Annotated in this window: 22 protein-coding genes; 19 read left to right on the forward strand and 3 right to left on the reverse strand. The window is 44.1% G+C overall.

Translation table 11 applies throughout. The annotated features are described in order from the left end of the window. The first annotated feature begins 68 nt into the window (after positions 1 to 68). The 4 genes from nrdD to J4N45_RS22825 all read left to right on the forward strand — a co-directional run bounded on the left by nrdD (position 69) and on the right by J4N45_RS22825 (position 4,839). A complete protein-coding gene (gene nrdD, locus J4N45_RS22810; protein ID WP_252017189.1) occupies positions 69 to 2,189 on the forward strand; it encodes an anaerobic ribonucleoside-triphosphate reductase in 2,121 nt (706 codons plus the stop codon). A 39-nt stretch (positions 2,190 to 2,228) separates the two neighbouring features. Further along, positions 2,229 to 2,699, forward strand: coding sequence for an anaerobic ribonucleoside-triphosphate reductase-activating protein (gene nrdG, locus J4N45_RS22815; protein ID WP_128648722.1), 471 nt, complete (start codon positions 2,229 to 2,231; stop codon positions 2,697 to 2,699). A gap of 209 nt (positions 2,700 to 2,908) precedes the next feature. After that, a complete protein-coding gene (locus J4N45_RS22820) occupies positions 2,909 to 4,096 on the forward strand; it encodes an amino acid aminotransferase (RefSeq protein ID WP_252017190.1) in 1,188 nt (395 codons plus the stop codon). Between the two features lie 41 nt (positions 4,097 to 4,137). Beyond that, on the forward strand, positions 4,138 to 4,839 hold the full coding sequence (locus J4N45_RS22825) for an ATP-dependent zinc protease family protein (protein WP_252017191.1): 702 nt from the start codon (positions 4,138 to 4,140) through the stop codon (positions 4,837 to 4,839). Between the two features lie 109 nt (positions 4,840 to 4,948). Here the strand turns inward: J4N45_RS22825 and J4N45_RS22830 are convergent, their stop codons facing one another. Continuing rightward, a complete protein-coding gene (locus J4N45_RS22830; RefSeq protein ID WP_234496775.1) occupies positions 4,949 to 5,485 on the reverse strand; it encodes a hypothetical protein in 537 nt (178 codons plus the stop codon). Positions 5,486 to 5,725: 240 nt separating this feature from the next. Between J4N45_RS22830 and J4N45_RS22835 the strand changes: the two genes are divergently transcribed. The 4 genes from J4N45_RS22835 to modC are packed head-to-tail and all read left to right on the forward strand — an operon-like array spanning position 5,726 to position 9,788. Beyond that, on the forward strand, positions 5,726 to 7,204 hold the full coding sequence (locus J4N45_RS22835; RefSeq protein ID WP_252017192.1) for a cobyric acid synthase: 1,479 nt from the start codon (positions 5,726 to 5,728) through the stop codon (positions 7,202 to 7,204). 7 nt (positions 7,205 to 7,211) lie between these two features. Next, the gene (modA, locus tag J4N45_RS22840) at positions 7,212 to 7,985 is read left to right on the forward strand and encodes a molybdate ABC transporter substrate-binding protein (protein WP_252017193.1); all 774 of its coding nucleotides are present in this window, start codon (positions 7,212 to 7,214) and stop codon (positions 7,983 to 7,985) included. 1 nt (position 7,986) lies between these two features. Then, the gene (gene modB, locus J4N45_RS22845) at positions 7,987 to 8,679 is read left to right on the forward strand and encodes a molybdate ABC transporter permease subunit (protein WP_252017194.1); all 693 of its coding nucleotides are present in this window, start codon (positions 7,987 to 7,989) and stop codon (positions 8,677 to 8,679) included. Next, complete coding sequence (gene modC, locus J4N45_RS22850) at positions 8,676 to 9,788, forward strand: molybdenum ABC transporter ATP-binding protein ModC (protein ID WP_252017195.1); 1,113 nt, start codon at positions 8,676 to 8,678, stop codon at positions 9,786 to 9,788. The genes modB and modC overlap by 4 nt, the downstream gene beginning before the upstream one ends. Positions 9,789 to 9,833: 45 nt before the next feature. On the opposite strand, the gene J4N45_RS22855 is transcribed toward modC, so the two are convergent. Then, positions 9,834 to 10,271, reverse strand: coding sequence for a DUF3069 domain-containing protein (locus tag J4N45_RS22855; protein WP_042471605.1), 438 nt, complete (start codon positions 10,269 to 10,271; stop codon positions 9,834 to 9,836). A gap of 235 nt (positions 10,272 to 10,506) precedes the next feature. Here J4N45_RS22855 and J4N45_RS22860 point away from each other — a divergent pair, with 235 nt between their 5' ends. Further along, positions 10,507 to 11,469, forward strand: a complete 963-nt coding sequence (locus tag J4N45_RS22860) for a GGDEF domain-containing protein (RefSeq protein WP_128648724.1) — start codon at positions 10,507 to 10,509, stop codon at positions 11,467 to 11,469. Between the two features lie 156 nt (positions 11,470 to 11,625). Next, positions 11,626 to 12,579 carry a Solitary outer membrane autotransporter beta-barrel domain gene (locus J4N45_RS22865; protein WP_252017196.1) on the forward strand — a complete coding sequence of 318 codons (954 nt, stop codon included), beginning with the start codon at positions 11,626 to 11,628 and terminating at the stop codon, positions 12,577 to 12,579. 19 nt (positions 12,580 to 12,598) lie between these two features. Here J4N45_RS22865 and J4N45_RS22870 read toward each other — a convergent pair whose 3' ends face one another. Further along, positions 12,599 to 13,837, reverse strand: a complete 1,239-nt coding sequence (locus tag J4N45_RS22870) for a GGDEF domain-containing protein (protein WP_252017197.1) — start codon at positions 13,835 to 13,837, stop codon at positions 12,599 to 12,601. Positions 13,838 to 14,134: 297 nt separating this feature from the next. Between J4N45_RS22870 and J4N45_RS22875 the strand changes: the two genes are divergently transcribed. From J4N45_RS22875 to J4N45_RS22915, 9 genes are all read left to right on the forward strand, one after another. Beyond that, positions 14,135 to 14,410, forward strand: coding sequence for an HlyU family transcriptional regulator (locus J4N45_RS22875; RefSeq protein ID WP_234496768.1), 276 nt, complete (start codon positions 14,135 to 14,137; stop codon positions 14,408 to 14,410). Positions 14,411 to 14,857: 447 nt separating this feature from the next. Beyond that, complete coding sequence (locus J4N45_RS22880; RefSeq protein WP_252017198.1) at positions 14,858 to 15,298, forward strand: hypothetical protein; 441 nt, start codon at positions 14,858 to 14,860, stop codon at positions 15,296 to 15,298. A 327-nt stretch (positions 15,299 to 15,625) separates the two neighbouring features. Beyond that, positions 15,626 to 17,164, forward strand: a complete 1,539-nt coding sequence (locus J4N45_RS22885) for a Re/Si-specific NAD(P)(+) transhydrogenase subunit alpha (protein WP_252017199.1) — start codon at positions 15,626 to 15,628, stop codon at positions 17,162 to 17,164. A 9-nt stretch (positions 17,165 to 17,173) separates the two neighbouring features. Beyond that, the gene (gene pntB, locus J4N45_RS22890) at positions 17,174 to 18,577 is read left to right on the forward strand and encodes a Re/Si-specific NAD(P)(+) transhydrogenase subunit beta (protein ID WP_252017200.1); all 1,404 of its coding nucleotides are present in this window, start codon (positions 17,174 to 17,176) and stop codon (positions 18,575 to 18,577) included. Positions 18,578 to 18,762: 185 nt separating this feature from the next. After that, positions 18,763 to 20,190: a sensor histidine kinase VxrA gene (vxrA, locus tag J4N45_RS22895; RefSeq protein ID WP_252017230.1), complete on the forward strand. Its 1,428-nt coding sequence runs from the start codon at positions 18,763 to 18,765 to the stop codon at positions 20,188 to 20,190. Further along, positions 20,165 to 20,824, forward strand: coding sequence for a response regulator transcription factor VxrB (vxrB, locus tag J4N45_RS22900; protein WP_128648732.1), 660 nt, complete (start codon positions 20,165 to 20,167; stop codon positions 20,822 to 20,824). The genes vxrA and vxrB overlap by 26 nt, the downstream gene beginning before the upstream one ends. After that, positions 20,824 to 21,702, forward strand: coding sequence for a DUF2861 family protein (locus J4N45_RS22905; protein ID WP_252017201.1), 879 nt, complete (start codon positions 20,824 to 20,826; stop codon positions 21,700 to 21,702). The genes vxrB and J4N45_RS22905 overlap by 1 nt, the downstream gene beginning before the upstream one ends. Before the next feature lie 91 nt (positions 21,703 to 21,793). Continuing rightward, the gene (locus tag J4N45_RS22910) at positions 21,794 to 22,939 is read left to right on the forward strand and encodes a conjugal transfer protein TraF (RefSeq protein WP_252017202.1); all 1,146 of its coding nucleotides are present in this window, start codon (positions 21,794 to 21,796) and stop codon (positions 22,937 to 22,939) included. A gap of 73 nt (positions 22,940 to 23,012) precedes the next feature. Further along, positions 23,013 to 23,162 carry a YoaH family protein gene (locus J4N45_RS22915; RefSeq protein ID WP_081935824.1) on the forward strand — a complete coding sequence of 50 codons (150 nt, stop codon included), beginning with the start codon at positions 23,013 to 23,015 and terminating at the stop codon, positions 23,160 to 23,162. Positions 23,163 to 23,198 lie beyond the last annotated feature (36 nt).

A 23,198-nucleotide genomic window follows, 5' to 3' on the forward strand; every position in this document is an offset into this window, starting at 1 on the left:
AATGCTAACAACCCTATATAGTGTATTTGTGGATAACTCTGTGAGTATGTTAGGGGTAAGGAGAAAGGGTGAAAACAATCGTAATCAAGAGAGATGGCTCTCGTGCTCCGTTTACAAAGGATCGTATTGAAGCTGCTGTGGTAAGTGCGGCGGAACATGCAGACAAAGAGTTCGAACTGTACGCTAAAAATGTGGCGTTAGCAGTCGAACTTAAGCTGCAGGATTGCGAACATGTGGATATTCAGGAAATCCAAACGCATGTAGAAAATGAGCTGATGCAAGGTCCATATAAAGGGCTGGCTCGTTCATACATCGAATACCGTCACGACCGCGATGTTGCGCGTGAGAAGAAGAGCGCTCTGACTAAAGAGATTGAAGGTCTTATCGAAGAGAGCAATGCCGATCTTCTTAATGAGAACGCTAATAAAGACGGTAAAGTGATTCCAACTCAGCGCGACCTGCTTGCAGGTATCGTTGCTAAGCACTACGCAAAAACGCGCATCTTGCCGCGTGATGTTGTGCAAGCTCACGACGAAGGCGATATTCACTACCACGATCTAGATTACGCACCTTTCTTCCCAATGTTTAACTGTATGCTGATCGATCTTAAAGGCATGCTTACTCACGGTTTTAAAATGGGTAACGCAGAGATTGATACGCCAAAATCTATTTCGACGGCGACAGCGGTAACGGCGCAGATCATTGCTCAGGTAGCAAGCCATATTTATGGCGGTACGACAATCAACCGTATTGATGAAGTACTAGCACCATATGTTAAAGCAAGCTACGACAAGCATCTTCAAATTGCGCAAGAGTGGGACATCCACCAGCCAGAAGCATTTGCAACAGCTCGTACAGAAAAAGAGTGTTACGACGCGTTCCAGTCATTAGAGTATGAAGTGAACACCCTGCATACTGCTAATGGTCAAACTCCGTTTGTTACCTTTGGTTTTGGCCTTGGCACAAGTTGGGAATCTAAGCTTATTCAAACGTCTATTCTCAAGAACCGAATTGCGGGTCTAGGTAAGAACAAAAAGACGGCGGTATTCCCGAAACTTGTCTTTGCCATTAAAGATGGATTGAACCACAAGTCAGAAGATCCTAACTACGATGTTAAGCAACTGGCGTTAGAGTGTGCATCAAAACGTATGTACCCAGATATTCTTAACTACGACAAAGTAGTCGAGGTAACGGGCTCGTTCAAGACGCCGATGGGCTGTCGTAGTTTCCTAAACACTTACGAAGAGAATGGTGAACTGCAGCATGAAGGGCGTAACAACCTTGGTGTGGTGAGTCTTAACCTTCCTCGTATTGCAATCAAAGCGAACGGCAGTGTCGATAAATTCTATGAACTATTGAATGATCGCCTAGTCCTGGCACGTAAGGCGCTTGAGACTCGCATTAGTCGTTTAGAGAAAGTGAAAGCACGTGTGGCTCCGATCCTTTATATGGAAGGTGCATGTGGCGTCCGACTTAAAGCTGACGACTCGATTGCTCCAATCTTTAAAAATGGTCGCGCATCGATTTCTCTTGGTTACATCGGTATCCACGAGACAATGACTGCACTGTTTGGAAACGACACTCACATGTATGACGATAATCAAATGCGCGATATGGCGTTGGATATCATCAAGCATATGAAGAGCGTAGTAAACGAGTGGGCACAAGAGACAGGCTATGCATTCAGCCTTTACGGTACGCCGAGTGAAAACCTATGTAGCCGTTTCTGCCAAATCGATACGAAAGAGTTTGGTGTTATTGATGGTGTGACCGATAAAGGTTACTACACTAACAGTTTCCACCTGGACGTACAGAAGAAAGTAAACCCTTACGATAAGATCGACTTTGAGATGCCATACCCAGAAGTGTCATCAGGCGGCTTTATCTGCTATGGCGAGTTCCCGAATATGCAACGCAATATCGAAGCGTTGGAGAACGTGTGGGACTACAGTTACAGTCGTGTTCCTTACTATGGCACCAACACACCAATTGATGAGTGTTATGAGTGTGGCTACACGGGTGAATTTGACTGTACCAGTAAAGGCTTTACATGCCCTAAATGCGGTAACCACGATTCTACGCGTGTATCTGTAACTCGTCGTGTTTGTGGTTATCTAGGTAGTCCTGATGCTCGTCCATTTAACTTCGGTAAACAAGAAGAAGTTAAGCGCCGCGTCAAACACCTGTAAAGAACAAATAACACCAGTAATAGAAGAGAGTCACAACCAATGAATTATCATCAGTATCATCCAATCGACGTGGTCAATGGACCTGGTACGCGTTGTACTCTCTTTGTTTCTGGCTGTGTTCACCAATGCCGAGGGTGCTATAACCAGGCAACATGGTCTTTGCATTCAGGGCATCCGTTTACTCAAGAGCTAGAAGACCAAATTATTGCTGATCTCAACGATACTCGTATCAAAAAGCGCGGTCTGTCTTTGTCGGGAGGCGATCCACTTCATCCGGCGAATGTCGCTGCTGTGCTTAAACTCGTTCAACGAGTTAAAGCTGAATGTGTAGGTAAAGATATTTGGCTTTGGTCGGGTTATCTTTTAAGTGAACTCACGCCAGAGCAAAAGCAAGTCGTTGATCTTGTTGATGTGCTGGTGGACGGTAAGTTTGAAAAAGATCTTGCCGATCCGGAGCTTGAATGGCGTGGTAGCGCCAATCAAGTCATCCATCGTTTTACTGATTTATGATAAAGGAGCTTCGGCTCCTTTTTTGTTGTGTTTAACCTACTTTTCACTAAAGAGCTGACTTAGTAGGTTTCAAGGTTCATATAGATGGTCTGGTTTACAGTGCGCTTTACAGAATGAATATCGCCCACTTATAACAAAACTATTTCAATATTTTTAATCTAATGATAACGTGAAGCCCATTGCTTGAATTTCAAAGGGTTGTGACTTTCATGTTCTCTCAGTTACCCGAGCCAGCGCTCGATCCAATTCTTTCTCTTTCCGTTGCTTACCGAAATGATCACCGTACCGACAAAGTTGATTTAGGTATCGGTGTATATAGAAATAGCGACGGCCAAACTCCTATTATGAAGGCGATAGCTGAAGCTCAGCGTATCGTTACAGCAGAACAGCAAACCAAGGCCTATGTGGGTCTTGCTGGATGCGAAGAGTTCAACCAAAGCATTGCCAAGGTTGTTTTCGGTGAAACGCCAATCTACGACCGTATGTCAGTGATTCAAACGCCAGGTGCAAGTGGTGGTCTTCGTATGTTGGGAGACCTAATGAACGTGGCAGCGCCAGGTACCACAGTTTGGTTGTCAAACCCAAGTTACGTAAACCACAAGCCAGTCATGGAGGCCGCGGGTCTCACCGTTAAGTTCTATCGCTACTTTAATGCAGCGACAAAACAAGTAGACCGCGATGCAATGCTGACGGATCTAAGTCAAGCAGGTCAGGGCGATGTCGTTTTACTGCATGGCTGCTGTCATAACCCAACGGGTGCCGACATTTCAATAGATGACTGGAAAGCAATCACAGAGCTTAGCGTGAAAAATGGTTTTGTTCCGTTTGTAGATGTGGCTTATCAAGGTTTTGGTGATGGTCTCGACCAAGACGCATTAGGTCTGCGCCACATGGCTGAAAACGTCGAGGAAATGTTGCTAACCACATCTTGTTCCAAGAACTTTGGCCTTTATCGAGAGCGTACTGGTGCAGCAATCGTAATCGGTAAAAACTCAGCAGAGGCTAATAACGCCAAGGGTAAACTGCTTACCCTTGCGCGAGCTACCTATACCATGCCGCCTGATCACGGAGCTGCATTAGTAAAAACTATCTTAGCAGATGAGTATCTGACGAATATGTGGACGACAGAACTTTCTGAGATGCAACAGAGACTTGTGTCGCTTCGTGATGGTCTTTGCAAAGCATTGAAAAATTCACATTCAACGGATGAATTTGACTTCATCATGTCTCACAAAGGCATGTTTACTGTGCTAGGATTTACAGCAGAACAAATGCAACGCTTACGCAACGATTTTGGTATTTATGGTGTTGACGATGGTCGTATTAATATTGCGGGTCTGTCTGAGTCTCAATTGCCATATGTTGCTGAGGCATTAGCAGCAGTAAGTCAAAAATAAAGATACACACGCAACGAGCTAACAATAATAAAGGTGAATGAATGAAACCTTGGAAAGTAATTTTGCCCCTGATGCTGTCAGGTGGTTTGGTCGCATGTTCGACAACACCAACGGAAACGGCGACGCCTCCAGCCGCGGAGCAACCTTCAACGGAGGTGACTCCTGAGACCCCTGATACTGAAACAGCTCCAGAGGCAGTAGAGCCAGAGGCAAAACCAGAAGAAAAGGTGACGGAGACAAAGCCAGAACCTAAGCCTGAAGAGCCTGTCGTTGAGAAAAAGCCTGAGCAACCAGTAGCTAAGCCTGCACCAGTAAAGAGTGAAGATGGCAAACTCATTCTTGGTGAGCAGGAGTATGTAAGCCTGGTAGACATCAAAGTATCGACTAAGGCACGTATCGATACAGGTGCAACAACATCTTCACTCAGTGCGGTAGACATCGTACCTTTTGAGCGTGATGGTAAAGACTGGGTTAAGTTTAAGATGAAGCACGACGGTGTGGAATCGAAAGAAGTGTCATTACCTGTTGAACGTTGGGTTAAAGTAAAACAATCAAGCTCAGAAGAAAGCGACAAGCGTCCAGTGATTGTTTCAGTCATCAAAATTGGCGACATGACTAGCAAAACAGAGTTTACGTTAGCGGATAGAACGCACCTAAAATATCCAGTGCTACTGGGTCGAAGCTTCTTTAGGGATGTTGCGATTGTTGACGTAAGCCGTAAATACGTACAACCGAAACCTTAGATTTCTACTTGATACTAAAAAGGGTTTTCCATAATAGGAAAACCCTTTTTTAATGCTGTCTTATAACGCTGTATTTGTCTACAGCAAACTCAACTTTAGATTATGTTGATTAGAAGCCAAACTCTACTGACATTTGAACTTGAGGTCCGTAAATACCACCGTCTTTTAGATCTGCACCTAAAGAGAGTGCCTCAGTAGAATGGAATCGTGCACCAACACTCCAGATAAACACGGTGTCGTCTCGACGGTTAAGCATACCTACTTGCCCAACACCTTCGATATTTTGAAGAAGCCAAACTCGTGAACCAATATTGAATTCCGACATAAACTCGCTGTCGAATTTTTCGTCGTCTTTTGTTTTAACGTTGTGGACTAATAGTTGACCATAAACGTCTGCAAACTGACCGATAGGGCCATTAAACCCAATACCACCCGCGATATCCCAGTCGCCTTCAAATCGACTGTCTGCACGAGCAATAAAATGGGTGTTTTCTGTAAAAAAGGTCGTAAACTCAGTGCCCATAGTACCAGGGTTAGCACCCAAGCGAACCTCAAAAGAGTTATAGTTAAAATTATTTGCTTGAACCAGCGCAGGGGCGGCGACTGCTAATGTCAAAAGTGCAGCACGACTTGCTTTACCTAGCATGAGAACTCCATGATAAAAAGTGTTCGATATAAACTCGAATATTTAATTAAATCAGTATATAAAAAAAAGTACTGCAAAATACAGACCATTTTGATTATATCGAGATATTGTCACCATAATTAGAGCCTGATCAAGCTCTACAAAGCGTTATAAGTGCTTAGAATTCAAAGCAAACCGTTGGTCAGCTAAGTCAAACAAGGTAAACTATTCATAGAGTCTTACCAATAAAAACAGGTCAATATGCGTCGTACTTCACAAGCCCTAATGGTACAGGGAACCACATCAGATGCAGGTAAAAGTGTCTTAGTGGCAGGGTTATGCCGTGTCTTGGCTCGCAAAGGGATAAACGTTGCCCCTTTTAAGAGTCAGAATATGGCGTTAAACAGTGCAGTAACATCTGACGGCGGAGAAATAGGGCGCGCGCAAGCAGTGCAAGCTCAAGCAGCCAACGTGAATCCAACCGTTCACATGAATCCCGTGCTCATTAAGCCTAATTCAGACACTGGTGCGCAAATTATCATTCAAGGTAAAGCGTATGCGAATATGGATGCCGTTGGTTTTCATGACTATAAGCGTATGGCAATGCCGTTTGTATTGGACTCATTTGATAAACTCAGCAAAGAATTTGACTCAATTGTGATTGAGGGCGCTGGGAGTCCAGCGGAGATTAACCTCAGAGAAAACGACATTGCAAACATGGGGTTTGCAGAAGAAGCTGACGTTCCGGTGATAATCGTAGCAGACATCGATCGTGGCGGTGTTTTCGCGCACCTCTACGGCACTTTAGCACTATTATCTGAGTCAGAGCAGGCGCGTGTAATTGGCTTTGTTATTAACCGTTTTCGCGGCGATATATCATTATTAGAACCCGGCTTAGATTGGCTAGAAGAAAAGACGGGCAAGCCAGTCATTGGCGTTATCCCATACCTACATGGGTTAAACATCGAGGCCGAGGATGCGATCGATGCTTCCCATGACGAAAAGTCCCACACCAAGTTGAGCGTCGCTGTTCCGGTGCTTACGAGAATCAGTAACCACACGGATTTTGATGCACTTCGTCTACATCCTGATATCGACTTTCGCTATGTGGGCAAAGGCGAGCGTTTAGACTCAGCAGATCTGATCATACTGCCTGGCACAAAATCTGTGCGAGATGACCTCGCCTATTTACGTGAACAGGGCTGGGACAAAGATATTGATCGCCACCTTCGATTCGGAGGTAAGGTTGTCGGTATCTGTGGTGGATACCAAATGTTGGGTGATGAGATTGCTGATTTGCATGGTATTGAAGGAAAGCCTGGTCGAAGTGAAGGCTTAAAGCTACTGAACTTAACTACTCAACTCGAAGCTGAGAAGCAATTAACGAATGTGAAAGGCTGCTTGAACCTTGTTGAACGTACTGTTGAAATCGAGGGGTATGAGATACACGCGGGTCAATCAAAAGTCTCGGGAGTTCAGCCGGTGACTTTCTCTAATGGCGTTAAAGATGGTGCAATCAGCGAAGACAATCAAGTTCTAGGAACGTATGTTCATGGTTTCTTTGACTTGCCTGACGTCGTCAGCGTTATCTCGCAGTGGGTGAATGGCGCTAATGTAGAAAGTTTCGCCATTAACGATGAAAAAGAGAATGCGATTGATCGCATTGCTGACTCGATTGAAGAACATTTGAAACTGGATCTGCTTTGGCCAGATCTAACTGAAGCGGCTAGAGCAGAGTAGAGTATCTATGCGTTATTTACTATTAGTCATATTGATTACGCTGTCACATAGCTCATTGGCTAAAACATTGACTGTATTTGCTGCCAGCTCAATGACGAATGCGGTTAATGAGATAGCAGAAGAATTTGAGAACCAAGAAAATATTGAGATAAGAACAGTGTTTGCTGGATCGTCTTCTTTAGCGCGACAAATTCTCATCGGAGCACCTGCAGACATATTCATCTCGGCCAATACTCGTTGGATGGATTACTTACAGACAAAGGGGGCGGTTGAAGCTTCAAACGTACATGTTGTCGCCCACAATGAGTTAGCCCTTATTACCAGTAAGCCATTAAAGCATGAACGGTTCGAGGCGGACTCCTTTGATTTAACTTCATCTGCGCAGTGGAGGTCGTTGTTGAAAGATAACAGGCTTGCAATCGGGCAAACAGATGCCGTTCCCGTCGGGATCTATACAAAACAGGCGCTAGAATCTTTAGGGCTCTGGAGTGATGTAAGAAAACAGCTGGCACCTGTGAATAATGTAAGACAGGTGTTGGCGCTCGTGGACAGACAAGAAGCGCCGCTGGGTGTGGTATATCGCTCTGATGTATTAGCGAGTGACGGTGTCACTATTCTCGCGGTATTTCCCACTTCGAGTCATCATTCGATTGACTACCCAATGGCGAATTTAAATGAATCTCCAGAATCAGTTCTGTTCACTCTATTTGTGCGTTCGGAAAAAGGACAGGCTATATTGAGACATTATGGATTTATTACTGAAGGGACGTTAACCCGCTAATATGTTGACAGAATACGAAGTAGAAGCGATCTTTTTGAGCCTTAAAGTCGCGTCAGTTGCGATAGTATGGCTAATCCCAATCGGTGTGTTTTTGGCTTGGTTGCTAAGTAAAAAGGATTTTGTCGGTAAGAGCCTTTTAGACAGTGTTGTCCATTTACCGCTGGTTTTACCTCCCGTCGTGGTAGGGTATCTGTTGCTTATTTCTATGGGTCGACAAGGGTTCATCGGGCAGTTTATCTATCAGTATACGGGTATGAGTTTTAGCTTTAGCTGGCGAGGCGCGGTGCTGGCATGCATTATTGTCGCGTTACCGCTTATGGTGCGCTCTATTCGTTTATCAATGGAAAACGTGGATTACAAGCTAGAACAAGCCGCACGGACGTTAGGCGCTTCTCCCCAAAAAGTATTTTGGACTATTACCTTACCCTTGATCATCCCTGGCATAATTAGCGGTACCATGCTGTCGTTTGCTAGAAGTTTGGGTGAATTTGGAGCAACCATTAGCTTTGTCTCCAATATTCCAGGAGAGACGCAGACTATTCCTTTGGCTATGTATAGTTTTCTCGAAACCCCAGGGGCAGAATCTGCTGCGTTTCGTTTATGTGTCATTTCAATTGCTATTTCATTGGCGTCTCTCTATTTCTCTGAGTCGCTTAATCGCTGGATGGGGCGTCGTTTAGGAGTGGTGAAATGAGCACAATTAGCATCGATGTTAAGAAGCAGTTCGAGTCTCAGTCTTTTCACCTTAAAACATCATTACCGGCTAAAGGTATTACTGCCATTTTTGGTCGCTCTGGTGCGGGGAAAACGACGCTTATCAACTTAGTCAGTGGGTTGGTCGAACCTGATGCAGGCTATATCGCAATTAATCACGAGCCGTTATTCGATTCTCGACACAACATCAATGTGCCCATCGAAAAACGCAAGATCGGCTACGTATTCCAAGACGCTAGACTCTTTCCACATATGACGGTCGAGCGAAATTTATGTTACGGCGTCACGAAAAAGGATGAGGATTACTTCAACGAAATCATAAAACTACTCGCTATTGAGGTGCTTCTCGATCGTTATCCAAGCCATTTATCTGGTGGTGAAAAGCAACGAGTAGCCATTGGACGAGCTTTATTAAGTAAGCCGAACATACTGCTTATGGATGAACCTTTGGCATCTTTAGACACGCCAAGAAAGAGAGAGCTAATGCCTTTTTTAGAAGCACTTTCTAATCAGGTGGATATACCGATACTCTATGTTACGCATAGCCAGAACGAGATCCTCAGGTTAGCTCAACACTTAGTAGTGATTGATGGCGGCAAGGTTGTTGAGTCCGACATAATCGAACGGGTGTGGGCGAGTAAACTGATGCAATCATGGCAGTCGTTTTCAGATAAAAGCGCGCTATTCAAAGGGACAGTGTTAGAACAGAACGACACCTATGGTTTAACCAAGGTAGCCTTGACGCCTGAGCATTATTTATGGGTCCAACATACCAATGCAGATGTTGGGGAACATGTTAGGTTGCGGGTCCGAGCCAGCGATGTATCTATCTCTTTAAACAGAGCGGAGAAAACATCAATACGAAACATTCTTCCGTGTGTCGTGAAATCAATTTCTCTGGGCGGTAAGGGAACGCCGAGGCAAAGCGTGGAAGTGGTCTTGTTACTAGATGAAGAGCGTGAGCTAGTTGCGACGGTTACAGAGTGGGCGATAGATGACTTGAGCTTGAAGAAAGGACAAAAAGTGTATGCACAAATAAAAGGGGTGAGTGTGTCGCAAAAAGATGTGGCACTCGAACCGCACTTATAAAAAAAGAGCCACAGAAAGTGGCTCTTTTGGCATCTTTAAGACGAATTATTTTACAAAAACTTCTTTGAAATCACGCTTCAAGATAGCATCACGGCGTGCTTTTTTAATCTGCTTAACCATGTCTTTAATGCAGTTCTGTAGAACTTTATCAAGAAGCTCTGCTTTGTATGCTTCTTTATCGTCATCGCTCATATCTGATGGTAGTTCCATCGTAGTAAACTCTTCTAAAGCGCTCACGCCTGCGAATGCTTGACTCACAGAGATGAGTGCATGAAACTGCTCGAAATTATCAAGAATATTCTGCGCGCTTGCTGGCAGAGAGTTCCACGCTTCACGAACCGCTTCTTCAGTCACTTCGTGGATAGATACCACCATGTTGTACAGCTCTTCTGGTACCTCATCAAAAAGGATTACCTGTTTAAGCTCAGCGGAGACTGTCTCTAGGTCTACGATAGTGGTTTCGGTGTTTTGTGTTTCAGACATACAGCTTTCTCTGTGTAAAGATTGTCGATAATCCAGAGATCATCATTTCAAACGTCAATAATAATCCAAGTCGAGTCAGAATGCCCACTCAAAACTGTGATTTGGGCGCAAACAAACTGTTATTACTGCAATTTTAGTGGGACTGTTTGAATATTATCCTAATATGTGGTTTATATTAACCATATGTTGGTGTTATACAAAGACAAGGATGCTCATAATGTCCATAGAATCTTCGATGAAAATTCTTCTCGTAGATGATGCTCAGTTGGAGCGTATGCAGTTACAGATACGCCTCAAACAACTTGGGCATGAGGTAGAGGTAGCGGCTAGCGGTAGAGAGGCGCTTGCTTTGTATCCCACGTTTGACCCAGAACTCGTTTTACTCGACATTTCTATGCCGGAGATGGATGGGTTTGAGGTGGCAGCTGAAATTCGACAGCGTTACAAAGCTGACTGGATACCAATCATCTTTTTAAGCAGTCACGATGAACCTGAAATGATTGCGAAAGCTATCGATGCAGGTGGTGATGACTACTTGGTTAAACCCGTGAACAAAATAGTCTTGCAGTCCAAACTCATTGCGATGCAACGAATCGCTCAAATGCGTCGCGAGTTAAAACAGGCAAGCTCCCAGCTCGAAGAAGCTAATAGGGCACTGCAACACCAAGCCAACGAAGATGGTCTAACTAAATTGTTTAATCGTCGCTATATGGACGACAAACTAACAGAGCTGATTCAATGGCATGGAAGACACCAAATGCCCTTGTCTGTCATTCTTATGGATGTAGACCATTTTAAAGCCTACAACGATAACTATGGCCACACCGAGGGCGATCAGTGTTTGATAAACATTGCGCAGTTTCTTGACGTTATGTTTATTCGCTCTGGAGAGTATGTAGGTCGATACGGTGGTGAAGAGTTCGTTATCTTACTAAGCAAAAGCGATGTTCACGAAGCTGAAGAGAACGCAGCAAGGGTAAAAGATGGCATCGTCTCGCTAAACATTCCTCATGAGTTCTCCCAGACTTCTGATAGGGTGACGTTGTCACTTGGTGTGTACAGCACCATTCCTAACGGTAATGAGTCATTAAGCGAATTGTACGAAAGTGCTGATAAGCTGCTTTATCAAGCGAAGAGAAGTGGTCGAAATCGCTACGTTTCACAACTCGAAAACGATATTGTTAGTACCACCTCATAGACTCTTCTAGAATCACGCCCATGTAGAGCGCGACAATTATTTCATTGTACGCTTCTCTTTTTTCAATGTTTTTCTACACTTAATACAAAGCGTTACTGTAAAAAGTAACGCTTTTGTTATTGTTAGCGTTCATCAATCGTTATTGGGGTTTGTCCATTGAGACTTTTAACGGTCACTGTATCTATTATCGCATTAACTCATCTGACGGCACGTGCTGACCCACAGTTTAAAGATATCTTCGAAGAAGATTTTGCAGCGGCGATCATATTAACGGACAGCGACGCATTAACCTTTGGCTTCAAGGATTTCGACCCTAATGACTTACTTAATATTGATAATGATGAAATTGGGTCGCAAGAAGCTTTAGATAGACGAAAGAATATCGGCGTTTCGGCACTGCCTCTGACATTTGATTTATCCGACAACAAGCAGTTTCAACAACGAGCGACCCTTCGGTTCTCTGCATTGCGCATAGAAGACCAAATCTTAGATATTGGCGATAGTCATCGTAAATACGTATTAGGAGTTTTCTCAGGCTACGAGCAGGAGATTAGCTTCAGTGAACACTGGACGTTTGAGACTGGCATCGGCCTTCATCTTCAATACTTACACAGCAACTATGACTTTCAATCACCGTTTTCCAAACTCTTTCAGAGATTTATTGATGGAAAGTTGGTCAATACATCCGCATGGGCAACGTCAATTCAACCCAAAATGGGCTTTAACTACTCCAAAGATAAAGGCTGGGGTCTGGTTAAATTGAAATCAACGTTTAATTATTTTTCTGGATACGGTTGGGGTAAAGCAAACGAGGGCGATGTCGGTACGCCGGAAGGTTGGTATTGGTCAAACGAAGCGAAGCTGTTCTACGATGTCACCGATTGGGGACGTTCAATCCAAACCGTGTATACCAGCATACGGCGAGTAGATATTGGTGGGGACACACTTGGCATCCTAGGCTCAAGTCATTACTACGAAGGAACGGTCGGGTGGTTAATGACACCACCTTTTCATGTGCCATTTGTCGACAATGTTGGTATTGGGTTGAGCGTAAATTATGGAAGTGATCTAAAGGGCGGGAGTATTGTGTTGTTCTTTAACCAAGACTAACTTAACAGGCTAAGATGCTTTAGCGGGCGCACTGAACTTGGTTACGTCCTTTCTCTTTAGCGGAGTAGAGTGCCTTGTCCGCCTTCTTGAGAACGTCTTCAGGCTTACGAGTATTTTTACTGTCTGCCGCACCGATACTCACCGTTACGCTCACTGTAGATTGTTTACTGTTAGAACCGCGATTCTTGGCCCCCTGTTTGTTATTATTGGGACGCTTTAGCTCGTCACGAATGACCATTTCGTAATTTTGAATCTCCTCCCTTAGTTCCTCTAAGAAAGGCTTACTGTCTTTCGCGGTTTTTCCCTTGAACAGCACAGTAAATTCTTCACCACCATAACGATAGACTTTAGCGTTTCCGCCAACACTAAGCATACGAGATGCAACAAGTTTGAGTACGTCATCGCCAGTATCGTGCCCGTAGGTATCGTTGAACGATTTGAAGTGGTCAACGTCTAGCATCGCAATGGTGAACTTACGACCTAAGTGCTTCATATCCATTTCTAAAGCTCGACGACCAGGAATATTGGTCAGTCGATCATTAAACGCCATTTGATGGCTTGCAGATATGACATAGATAATTATTAGGACACCTGCTAGTGAGAACAGGGTGCTTGAGATATATGGGATGTGAAAGAAAATAAATGTCCCACCGGCCATAAAAATGGATGCATAAACAGCCGCATCAATTGGACGATTGAAATTGAGCAAGAAAATGCCTGTGGCGCCGATAATAGCAAGTGTGTAAAGGACTAGAACAAGTGGCAGTCGAGATATCTGAGGTACTGCCATCAAAAGATCGTTGTCGAAGCCTAAAAAGCCACCAGTTGCAAAATGAGACAGGATGAGCGCGGTCCATCCGATAAAACTGACCAGAATAGCACCAAAGATAGCCATGCCTTTGCTAATGACTCCGGTATCTGAAAACAAATACGACAAACTGCACGACACAGGTAACAGCAAGCTTAGCAAAGAAAGCTCAAGTAATGTCGTCCCCGAGCTAAGGGGGCTTTGTAATCGAAGTTGTATCACAAGGTAGGCGACAAGCATGGATAAAGCGACCATCGCCATTCTAGATTGTTTGAATGTGTGGCTGAGGGCGACAGCGGTTCCAAACAATATATAAGGTAGGTTAGTGACAAAACCTGAATTCGCTTTAGTCGCGTCAATGATGTGATTTACGCTGACCATTACACCAATCATCATCAACATAGGCATGAAAAGACGAAACAGATTGGAGCTGGTAAAAGAGGTCGCCATTAACTAAGAACTCAGGTACTTCAGGTTGTTTATAATTCGATTCTTTAGGATACGGTAATTTAATGTTTTGCCAAGTATTTTGTCATTCTTGCACTTAAAACCCGACGCTCATTCGCAAAGTTTATAAATACCTCAATAAAGGTTAAATGTTTAGAAAACACTGACCGTTAACACAGCGACTACCAAAGAAACCGGTTTTACGTAAATGCCCAGATAACTTTTACACTTTTGGGTTGACCCTCCGCTTGAAAATAGCCAACATGAATTATCAATATTACTGCTTGTTAAGGAAAGCTTGTGGGATTCTTTTCAAAACTGTTCGGAGGCGGCAAAGCACCGCAACCAAAAGAAGTTGAGCCTGTAGAATATAAAGGGTTTCTCATCTACCAAGAGGCTATTGCGGAAAATGGGCAATATCGTATCGCCGGTCGAATTACCAAAGAAGTAGATGGCGAACTAAAAGAGCATAGATTTATTCGCTCTGATGTACTCGGTTCTGAGTCTGACGCGAACGAACTGATGCTCAATAAAGCACAGATGTTCATTGATCAAATGGGTGAGTCAATTTTCTAATTAGCATTGAACATCGAGATATCTTTAGTCTGGGGCCCTTCAACATTTGTTGAGGGGCTTTTGTTTTTCAGTGTTCTAACGACACTCACGGACTGTTTCCTAACCTTTGGCTATCGAACATCGATTTCTTCCATGTGACTGTTTAGAAAATGAGAACTTGATCATATACGTACGCCGTACTGTAAGTGTATAGTGCACACGAATTTTCGTACTGACTAGGTTCGTCGGTTTATGGCTGAGTAGTCAAAAACCAAGCCTGCCGAAGCTCCTATCAGTATTCACATTAATAGTGCTCTCAGAGTGCTTTTTTTAAAACCTTAAAGGTATGGTGTTCTGTATGGTTCTTGTCAAAGTGGTCTCTTTAGTGATTTTGCTACTCAGCGTGGTCCATGCAATTAGGTTTAATGCGCGAAATGGCGGTTCAGATAACGAGTTGAGGACAAAAGAATGATCAATACAGACAAACGTATAGGCAGGGATGCATTGTTCAAAGAACTGGGCTTCATCCCAGCCAAAAAGCGACAACACATTCAGTCATGGGGGGAATGGATTGGTGACGTGCTTCTGCTGCAGGTGCATTTAGCGGACACATTCGAAATCCATGGTGATACCTATGTTCGCGTATTGGGTTGGAGCGAAGACAAAGGAAGAGAGGGTGAGTACGGGTATAAACATCGAATCGCTCATGTAGATGCTATCAGAAATGGTGTTAAAGCATATGCGATCTTCGATCAAGTAGCAGGTAGTCGAGCCTTTGCTGGCTATTGTTATGAACTCGGCGGATTATATGAGCTTCGAAGTGGCACATATATTCAGGTTAACAAACGTCTCACTGTCGAGCAGTTTCAAGAGATCAACGTAGTGGTAGAGGAAGTAGAGGAATCATAAACTTTGGTAATCATCTTGATGCATTTTTGTTCTGGAAAGACCAGTTTCAGTTGATTGATTTAATTGATGTTGGTCATCTGTTTGCAGCAATAATTGTCATAATATGACCTACTTACACGAAAAATTCCCGAGACTCGGTATTATTGCACTGGTATGACCTCCAATTCGGGGTTTTCGTGTGGTTTTTTTACTAGATTGGTTTGTATAAAAGTCATTACTTTCCGTTATATGTAATGAAATTATGTATTTCGGTTACAAATCACTTGATGTTACGAACTCAGTTGGTTAAAAAAGAACAATACTTCTGCCAATAGTTAAGGAATAGCTATGCAAATTGGTGTGCCAAAAGAAATACTCGCGGGTGAAACGCGAGTAGCTGCAACGCCGAAATCGGTTGAGCAGCTTTTGAAATTGGGATTTGATGTCTCAATTGAATCGCAAGCAGGTTTGCTTGCAAGTTTCGACGATGCAGCTTATGTCGCTGCGGGAGCGACGATTAAGTCTTCTGAAGAAGTATGGCAATCAGACCTAGTTCTGAAAGTTAATGCTCCTACCGATGAAGAAATCGAATCACTGAAAGATGGCGCTAGCTTAGTCAGCTTTGTGTGGCCTGCACAAAACCCTGAGTTAATGGAAAAGCTCTCTAGTAAGAACATCAATGTAATGGCAATGGATGCGGTACCTCGTATCTCTCGCGCACAGGCATTAGATGCATTAAGTTCAATGGCGAACATTGCCGGCTACCGAGCGGTAGTGGAAGCAGCTCACGAGTTTGGCCGTTTCTTCACGGGTCAAATTACGGCAGCAGGTAAGGTTCCACCTGCGAAAGTATTTGTTGCTGGTGCTGGTGTTGCGGGTCTAGCAGCGATCGGTGCAGCAGGAAGTCTGGGTGCAATCGTACGTGCTTTTGACGTGCGTCCAGAAGTTAAAGAACAAGTAGAATCGATGGGCGCTGACTTCTTAGAAGTTGACTACCAAGAAAACTCGGGTTCGGGCGACGGTTATGCAAAAGAGATGTCTGATGACTTCAATAAGAAGGCAGCAGAGCTCTACATGGAACAAGCTAAAGACGTCGACATCATTATCACAACAGCCCTTATTCCGGGACGTCCAGCACCTAAGCTTGTCACCAAAGAAATGGTTGACGCTATGAAGCCAGGCAGCGTTATTGTTGACCTTGCTGCAGCCAATGGTGGTAACTGTGAATATACAGTGGCAGATCAAGTGGTCACAACAGAAAACGGCGTGAAAATCATCGGTTATACCGATATGGTTGGTCGTCTACCGACACAGTCTTCTCAGCTTTATGCAACAAACCTAGTTAACCTTCTTAAGCTACTTTGCAAAGAAAAAGACGGAAACATCGACATTAATTTTGACGATGTGGTTCTTCGTGGTGTAACGGTCGTCAAAGAAGGTGAAGTGACTTGGCCAGCACCACCAATTCAAGTGTCTGCTCAGCCAGAAGCACCAAAAGCCGAAGCGCCAAAACCAGCTGAGAAAGTTGAAGAGCCAACTTCTCCAGTCAAAAAGCTTGTGGGGCTTGCTGCGGCTGTCGGTGTATTTGGATGGGTAGCATCTGTAGCACCTGCAGCATTCTTATCTCACTTTACGGTATTTGTACTAGCTTGTGTGGTTGGTTACTACGTTGTATGGAACGTGACACACGCACTGCATACACCGCTAATGTCAGTAACGAATGCGATCTCAGGCATTATTGTTGTTGGTGCGCTATTACAGATTGGACAAGGCAATGGCGTTGTTTCCTTCTTAGCCTTCGTCGCTGTATTGATTGCCAGCATCAACATATTCGGTGGTTTCACCGTCACCAAGCGCATGCTTGAAATGTTCCGTAAAGATAAATAAGGAGTCACAATGTCTGCAGGATTAGTACAAGCAGCTTACATTGTAGCTGCACTATTTTTTATCATGAGTTTGGCGGGACTTTCTAAGCAAGAGTCAGCTCGCAACGGTAACTACTATGGTATCGCCGGTATGACGATCGCGCTGATTGCAACGATCTTCAGCCCTGATGCTCAGGGTTTTGCATGGATTATTGTTGCGATGGTAATCGGTGCTGCGATTGGTATTTTCTACGCTAAGAAAGTAGAAATGACTGAAATGCCAGAACTGGTTGCAATTCTTCACAGCTTTGTAGGTTTAGCCGCAGTGCTTGTTGGTTACAACAGCTATATCGATCCACCGGCCATTCCAAATGTTGAAACGCTGGCTGCTGCTGAAGTTCACGCTCATCACGTAATTCACTTAGTGGAAGTTTTCCTTGGTGTATTCATTGGTGCAGTAACCTTTACAGGCTCTATTGTTGCCTTTGGTAAACTTCGCGGTGTGATTTCATCGTCGCCACTTAACATTCCTCACAAACACAAGTGGAATCTGGCTGCTGTTGTTGTTTCAACACTACTTTTGATCTACTTCGTCAAAGCTGACGGCAGCATGTTCGCTCTATTAGTGATGACAGCGATCGCACTTGTATTTGGTTACCACTTGGTAGCATCAATTGGTGGTGCGGATATGCCGGTTGTCGTTTCAATGCTGAACTCATACTCAGGTTGGGCAGCAGCAGCGGCAGGTTTCATGTTGTCAAACGACTTGCTAATCGTAACGGGTGCGTTGGTTGGTTCTTCAGGTGCCATCCTGTCTTACATCATGTGTAAAGCAATGAACCGTTCGTTTATCAGTGTTATCGCAGGTGGCTTCGGTCAGGAAGTGGTGATTTCTAGTGATGAAGAGCAGGGCGAACACCGTGAGACATCAGCAGAAGAAGTTGCTGAGATGCTGAAAAACAGTAAGTCAGTTATCATCACTCCTGGATACGGTATGGCAGTAGCCCAAGCTCAGTACCCAGTACATGAAATTACTGAAAAGCTACGTGCACAAGGTGTTGAAGTACGATTTGGTATCCACCCAGTTGCCGGTCGATTACCGGGTCACATGAACGTACTACTAGCGGAAGCAAAAGTACCTTACGACATCGTGCTTGAAATGGACGAGTTGAATGATGACTTTGGCGACACAGATACTGTTCTGGTAATCGGTGCGAACGACACTGTTAACCCAGCAGCACTAGAAGATCCAAACAGCCCAATCGCTGGCATGCCAGTGCTTGAAGTTTGGAATGCACAAAACGTTGTCGTGTTTAAGCGTTCAATGAATACAGGTTATGCGGGCGTTCAAAACCCACTATTCTTTAAAGAGAATACATCGATGTTGTTCGGTGATGCGAAAGAAAGCGTAGACGCGATTTCTAAAGCGCTTTAAAGAGCAATAACTTAAGAAAGCCAGCGAAAGCTGGCTTTTTTCGTTTACAATTTCTACAACAAACATGGATTTAACAAAATAATTGCGTGCACTTAGCTTTCATCTTGCCGATAATGTGTGAAAATCCATGCCAACAAACGATCTACAAGACACGTCTTTTGAAGAACTTAGTTTATACATTACTGATGACGCTACCCCTTAGCTTTTCGTTCAGCGCGAAAGCTGAGTCTTTGCCCGAGCGTATAGATAAGTTCGTTGAGTTCTTTGACTACGAGCAAGCGAATGCGTCATACGACGTCAGAGTGATCCAAGCTGACTACCCAACACAGCTTTTGACGCCAGTGTCTATGCTCCCTCAAACAACCAAATATCCACTAAAGGAAATTCAACAGCTTTATCGGCTAGCAGAAAACTGTAGTGGCACATTACCCCTGAGTCCGTTGATTACCGAGCCTTTGGTGTATACGAGAGCTATGTGTGGTGGTCGTAAGCTATCAACTAAGTGGTTCGCGAGAAGTGGGCTAATCCACCCCGGCGGTGGTACATACGCGGCTCGGTATATCCTTAAATATCCTGAGAAAAAAGATGAACTGCAAAAATTCATGCACATCAAGGAGCGTGAACTTGCACCACCGGGCTCACTACTAGGGCGACTGCAAATTATGGATGAACCGACGGTAACTTCTTTGATCCGCGGCTCTTCAATGTTTGTTGAAAATTCAGAACTTTGGCTAAGGCGAGGGGATATCTATTATCTCTTTGAGTCAAAAGTTTGGCGTGAAAATGCAAAACAAGCTGGGTTGAACTATCAGTTAGCGTCTCAAACCAATACTTGTTTCGTTCAAAGAGGGAACTTGTGTTGGGAAGTTGAGGATCATTCCGATGTACTAAGAATTAGTATGATCGTACTGATCATTGCCAATATTCTCTTAGTGATTGGCTGGTCCATCTATCGTTGGAACACCAAGCGACAAGAGATGAAAAGCAGAATGTTAGTTCTGCAGATTTTGACTCACGAACTCAGAACACCCATCGCTAGCCTCTCTTTAACTGTAGAAGGTTTTCGTAGAGAATTTGAGCACTTACCCGAAACTGTATATGATGAGTTCAGAAGGTTATGTGAAGACACCCGTAGATTGCGTCAGCTAGCGGAAGCGAGTAAGGATTATTTGCAATCAGATAACAAACCTCTTTCAACAGAATGGCTACCTTCCGTTCAAGATTGGCTAAGCTATAAGGCAGAGGAAGAGTTTGAAGCTGACGTAAAATTGACTATCAATCAAGATATAGCAGCTAAAATAAACATCTATTGGCTGGGCACTTGTATCGATAACTTGATACGTAATGCCATTAAGTATGGCGTTGCACCAGTGAGTTTGAATGTCGTGACATCATCAAATTCACTCAGAATAGAAGTAATAGATAACGGACAATTAACGGCTAAGGATTGGCGAGAGCTTCGAAAGCCATTTGTAAGTAAAGCTGGATTAGGGCTAGGACTTACGATAGTAGAATCCATGGTTGGCCGAATGGGCGGAAAAATGTCCCTTATCGGTCCACCAACAACCTTTATATTGGAGATACCTTGTGAAACAGACACTGCTACTTGTTGAAGACGACAAGAATCTAGCTGATGGCCTATTGGTAAGTTTGGAACTGGCAGGTTACAACTGCCTGCATGCAGAACTTATCTCTCAGGTAGAGCAGCACTGGGAAGAAGCAGACTTGGTAATTCTCGACAGACAACTTCCTGACGGTGATTCTGTTGAACACCTAGCAGGTTGGAAGCAGATCAAAGATGTGCCAGTTATCCTATTGACGGCACTTGTTACAGTGAAAGATAAAGTAACGGGTCTAGACGCTGGCGCTAATGACTATCTAACGAAACCATTTGCAGAAGCTGAGCTTTTTGCTCGTATTCGTGCGCAGCTACGCGCACCTGAAACAGACTCTGAAGATGCTTCAAAGGTCGTAACTGATAGCTTGGTTATCGACAAAGCAACACGTGAAGTGAACTACAAGGGCGAGCTAATTACGCTGACTCGAACAGAGTTTGATTTGTTACTGTTTTTAGCGAGTAACCTAGGTCGCGTATTCACTCGTGACGAGCTGCTAGACCACGTTTGGGGTTACAATCATTTCCCAACAACACGTACTGTTGATACACACGTGCTTCAGCTACGTCAGAAATTACCTGGACTTGAAATCGAGACACTACGCGGTGTCGGTTATAAAATGAAAGGCTAATGTTCAGCACACGCAAACTTGCAATTATCGCGCTACTTTCGGCATCAACATCTGTTGGTGCCGATTGGTTTGAAGGTACATCAACCATTTCTCAAGCGCATAAACACTTACTAAACAATGACCTTGAATCTATGTTTCAGTCATTGGTCGAAGAGTGGCAACAGCAACCAACGAAAAGTCTGAAATCTCATATCAATAGGCTTTTTTTACAATCTTTGAGTGTAGATTGTGGTAAAGGCTACTCTTCACAACCCTTACCGGACTGGGTCGAGAACGTTGTGGTAAGACAGCAAACCATCCAAAGCCCAGGCCGCGATACCTATCTTTCGACGATAGAATTAGATTCCGACCGTGTGGTGTCGGAAATTAGCTTGAAAAAATGGGTTGATAAGCGTGTCTCAAACGACAGTGAATTCTATGTGACCGCGAACGGTGACGGTGTAACAGATTCGACAACGTATGGAATTCGCTACAACCTTACCTCTCCTCTAGAGGTTGGGCTATATAGACTGGACGTTTCTCTTGTTGATGGTGACAGTTGGAGTCAGTGGCTCATCTTTACTAACCAACCTTTGAAACAAACAGTAAGGTGGTCAGCCAAAGATAAATGGCAGATCGAGAAAAACGCATTACTCAATCCTTACTGTCCTTTACCTAAGCTCGAAGTTGGTTTGTTTGACTACATCGATGGTAAGTATACCCAGGTGTGGGGGAAAGAATACGAGTCTGATTATCCAACGACACTCGACACCTCAGATATCGCACCTGATCGTTATGTGTTGGCCGTTTCAATGAAGCAAAGTCGCTGGCAAGGGCCAATTCTTTTTGAGCGTGCTCAGATACTTAACAAGACATTTGATGTGTCGGCAGATGAGTAGCACATTTTTACATATAATCTAGATCTAGAGCTAAAGAAATTGAAATAGACGCCGTTAATACCTACACAAAGGATTAACGGCGTTATTTTTTATGAACACAAAACTCAAAAAACTCACTATCTTGTGTGCTACTGCAACGGCTTCTGGTCACTTGGCAGCGTCTACCATTGCCATCGATGCACGTGGTGATGCGATGGGGGGAACGGGGGTTGTGTCCGCGTCTTACTTAACCGCCCCCTTTTATAACCCTGCGCTTACTGCGATCTATCGTAGAAACGATGATGCTGGAATGTTGGTCCCGACATTAGGCATTAGCTATGATGACCAAGATAACATGCTCGATAAAGCTGATGATGCTTTTAACGCAGCAAACAGTGGCGATGCTGCTGCCACTCAAGCGGCACTGAGCGCCTTGTCGGGTACTCAGGCAAATGTTGATTTTGGTGGTGCTGTCGCATTCGGTTTACCAAACCGTTACATCGCGGCGAATATTTTCGGCAAAGCGTACGTTGAAAATGTTGCGACTCCAGATATCGCTCCGAATACTGGCAATGCAATAACACAGGCAGAAGATAGCGCGATCAAAACCGCCTCAGTCGCTGTAACCGAAATTGGCATTTCTTTAGCCAAATACCAAACGCTTTTTGGCCAGCATTTCTCATTCGGAGTCTCACCAAAACTACAGCGCATTTATACCTACACCAGTGTTAACTCACTACAAGACTTTAAGTTTGACAACATTCGCGAAGAATCAACGGGCGAAACTGCACTTAACCTAGACGCCGGTGCACTTTGGTTTCATGGGCCATTTAGAGTTGGTTTCTCTGCTAAGAACATGTTGTCACGAAACATACAGACAAAAAGTGGTGTAACTCGCATTGGCTCACGTGATGTTGCCTATGGCTATGAGTACCAACTACAACCACTGTATACTGTAGGTGCTGGATTTATCGCAGACTACTTTCAGTTCTCAGTCGACTATGACATTAACAAAGAGAAGAAATTTACCCAGTTTGATGATGATGTACAGATGTTCAGAGCGGGTGTAGAAGTCGATCTAGTTCGACAAATCCAATTAAGGGGAGGGTACTACAAAAACCTTGCTCGTGATTCGGAAGGAACCCTTACAGCGGGTATTGGTTTACGCCCACTCAACATTATCGAACTTGATATTGCTGCGAGTTACACATCGCCACAAGCCATGGGTGCATCCATTAACTTTGTCGCGACCTACTAGTTAAATGACTTGCGATAGAAACCAGATCCGCTATAGTCCGTCCATTATCAATTTCCGATGAGTTGGAAGAATTATGTTTGATGATTTAACGTTAAGCCATGAAGAACAGCAAGCCGCAGTAGAAAAAATCCAAGAGCTTATGAAGCAGGGCATTAGTACTGCTCAAGCAATCAAGATGGTTGCTGAAGAGATCCGCGCTGAACAAAGCGACAAAGACAGCTAAACAAGTTTGATTAAGTCTCAACCCTCCAATTGGAGG

Origin of the sequence: Vibrio sp. SCSIO 43140, from assembly GCF_023716585.1 — a bacterium.
Classification (GTDB): domain Bacteria; phylum Pseudomonadota; class Gammaproteobacteria; order Enterobacterales; family Vibrionaceae; genus Vibrio; species Vibrio maritimus_B.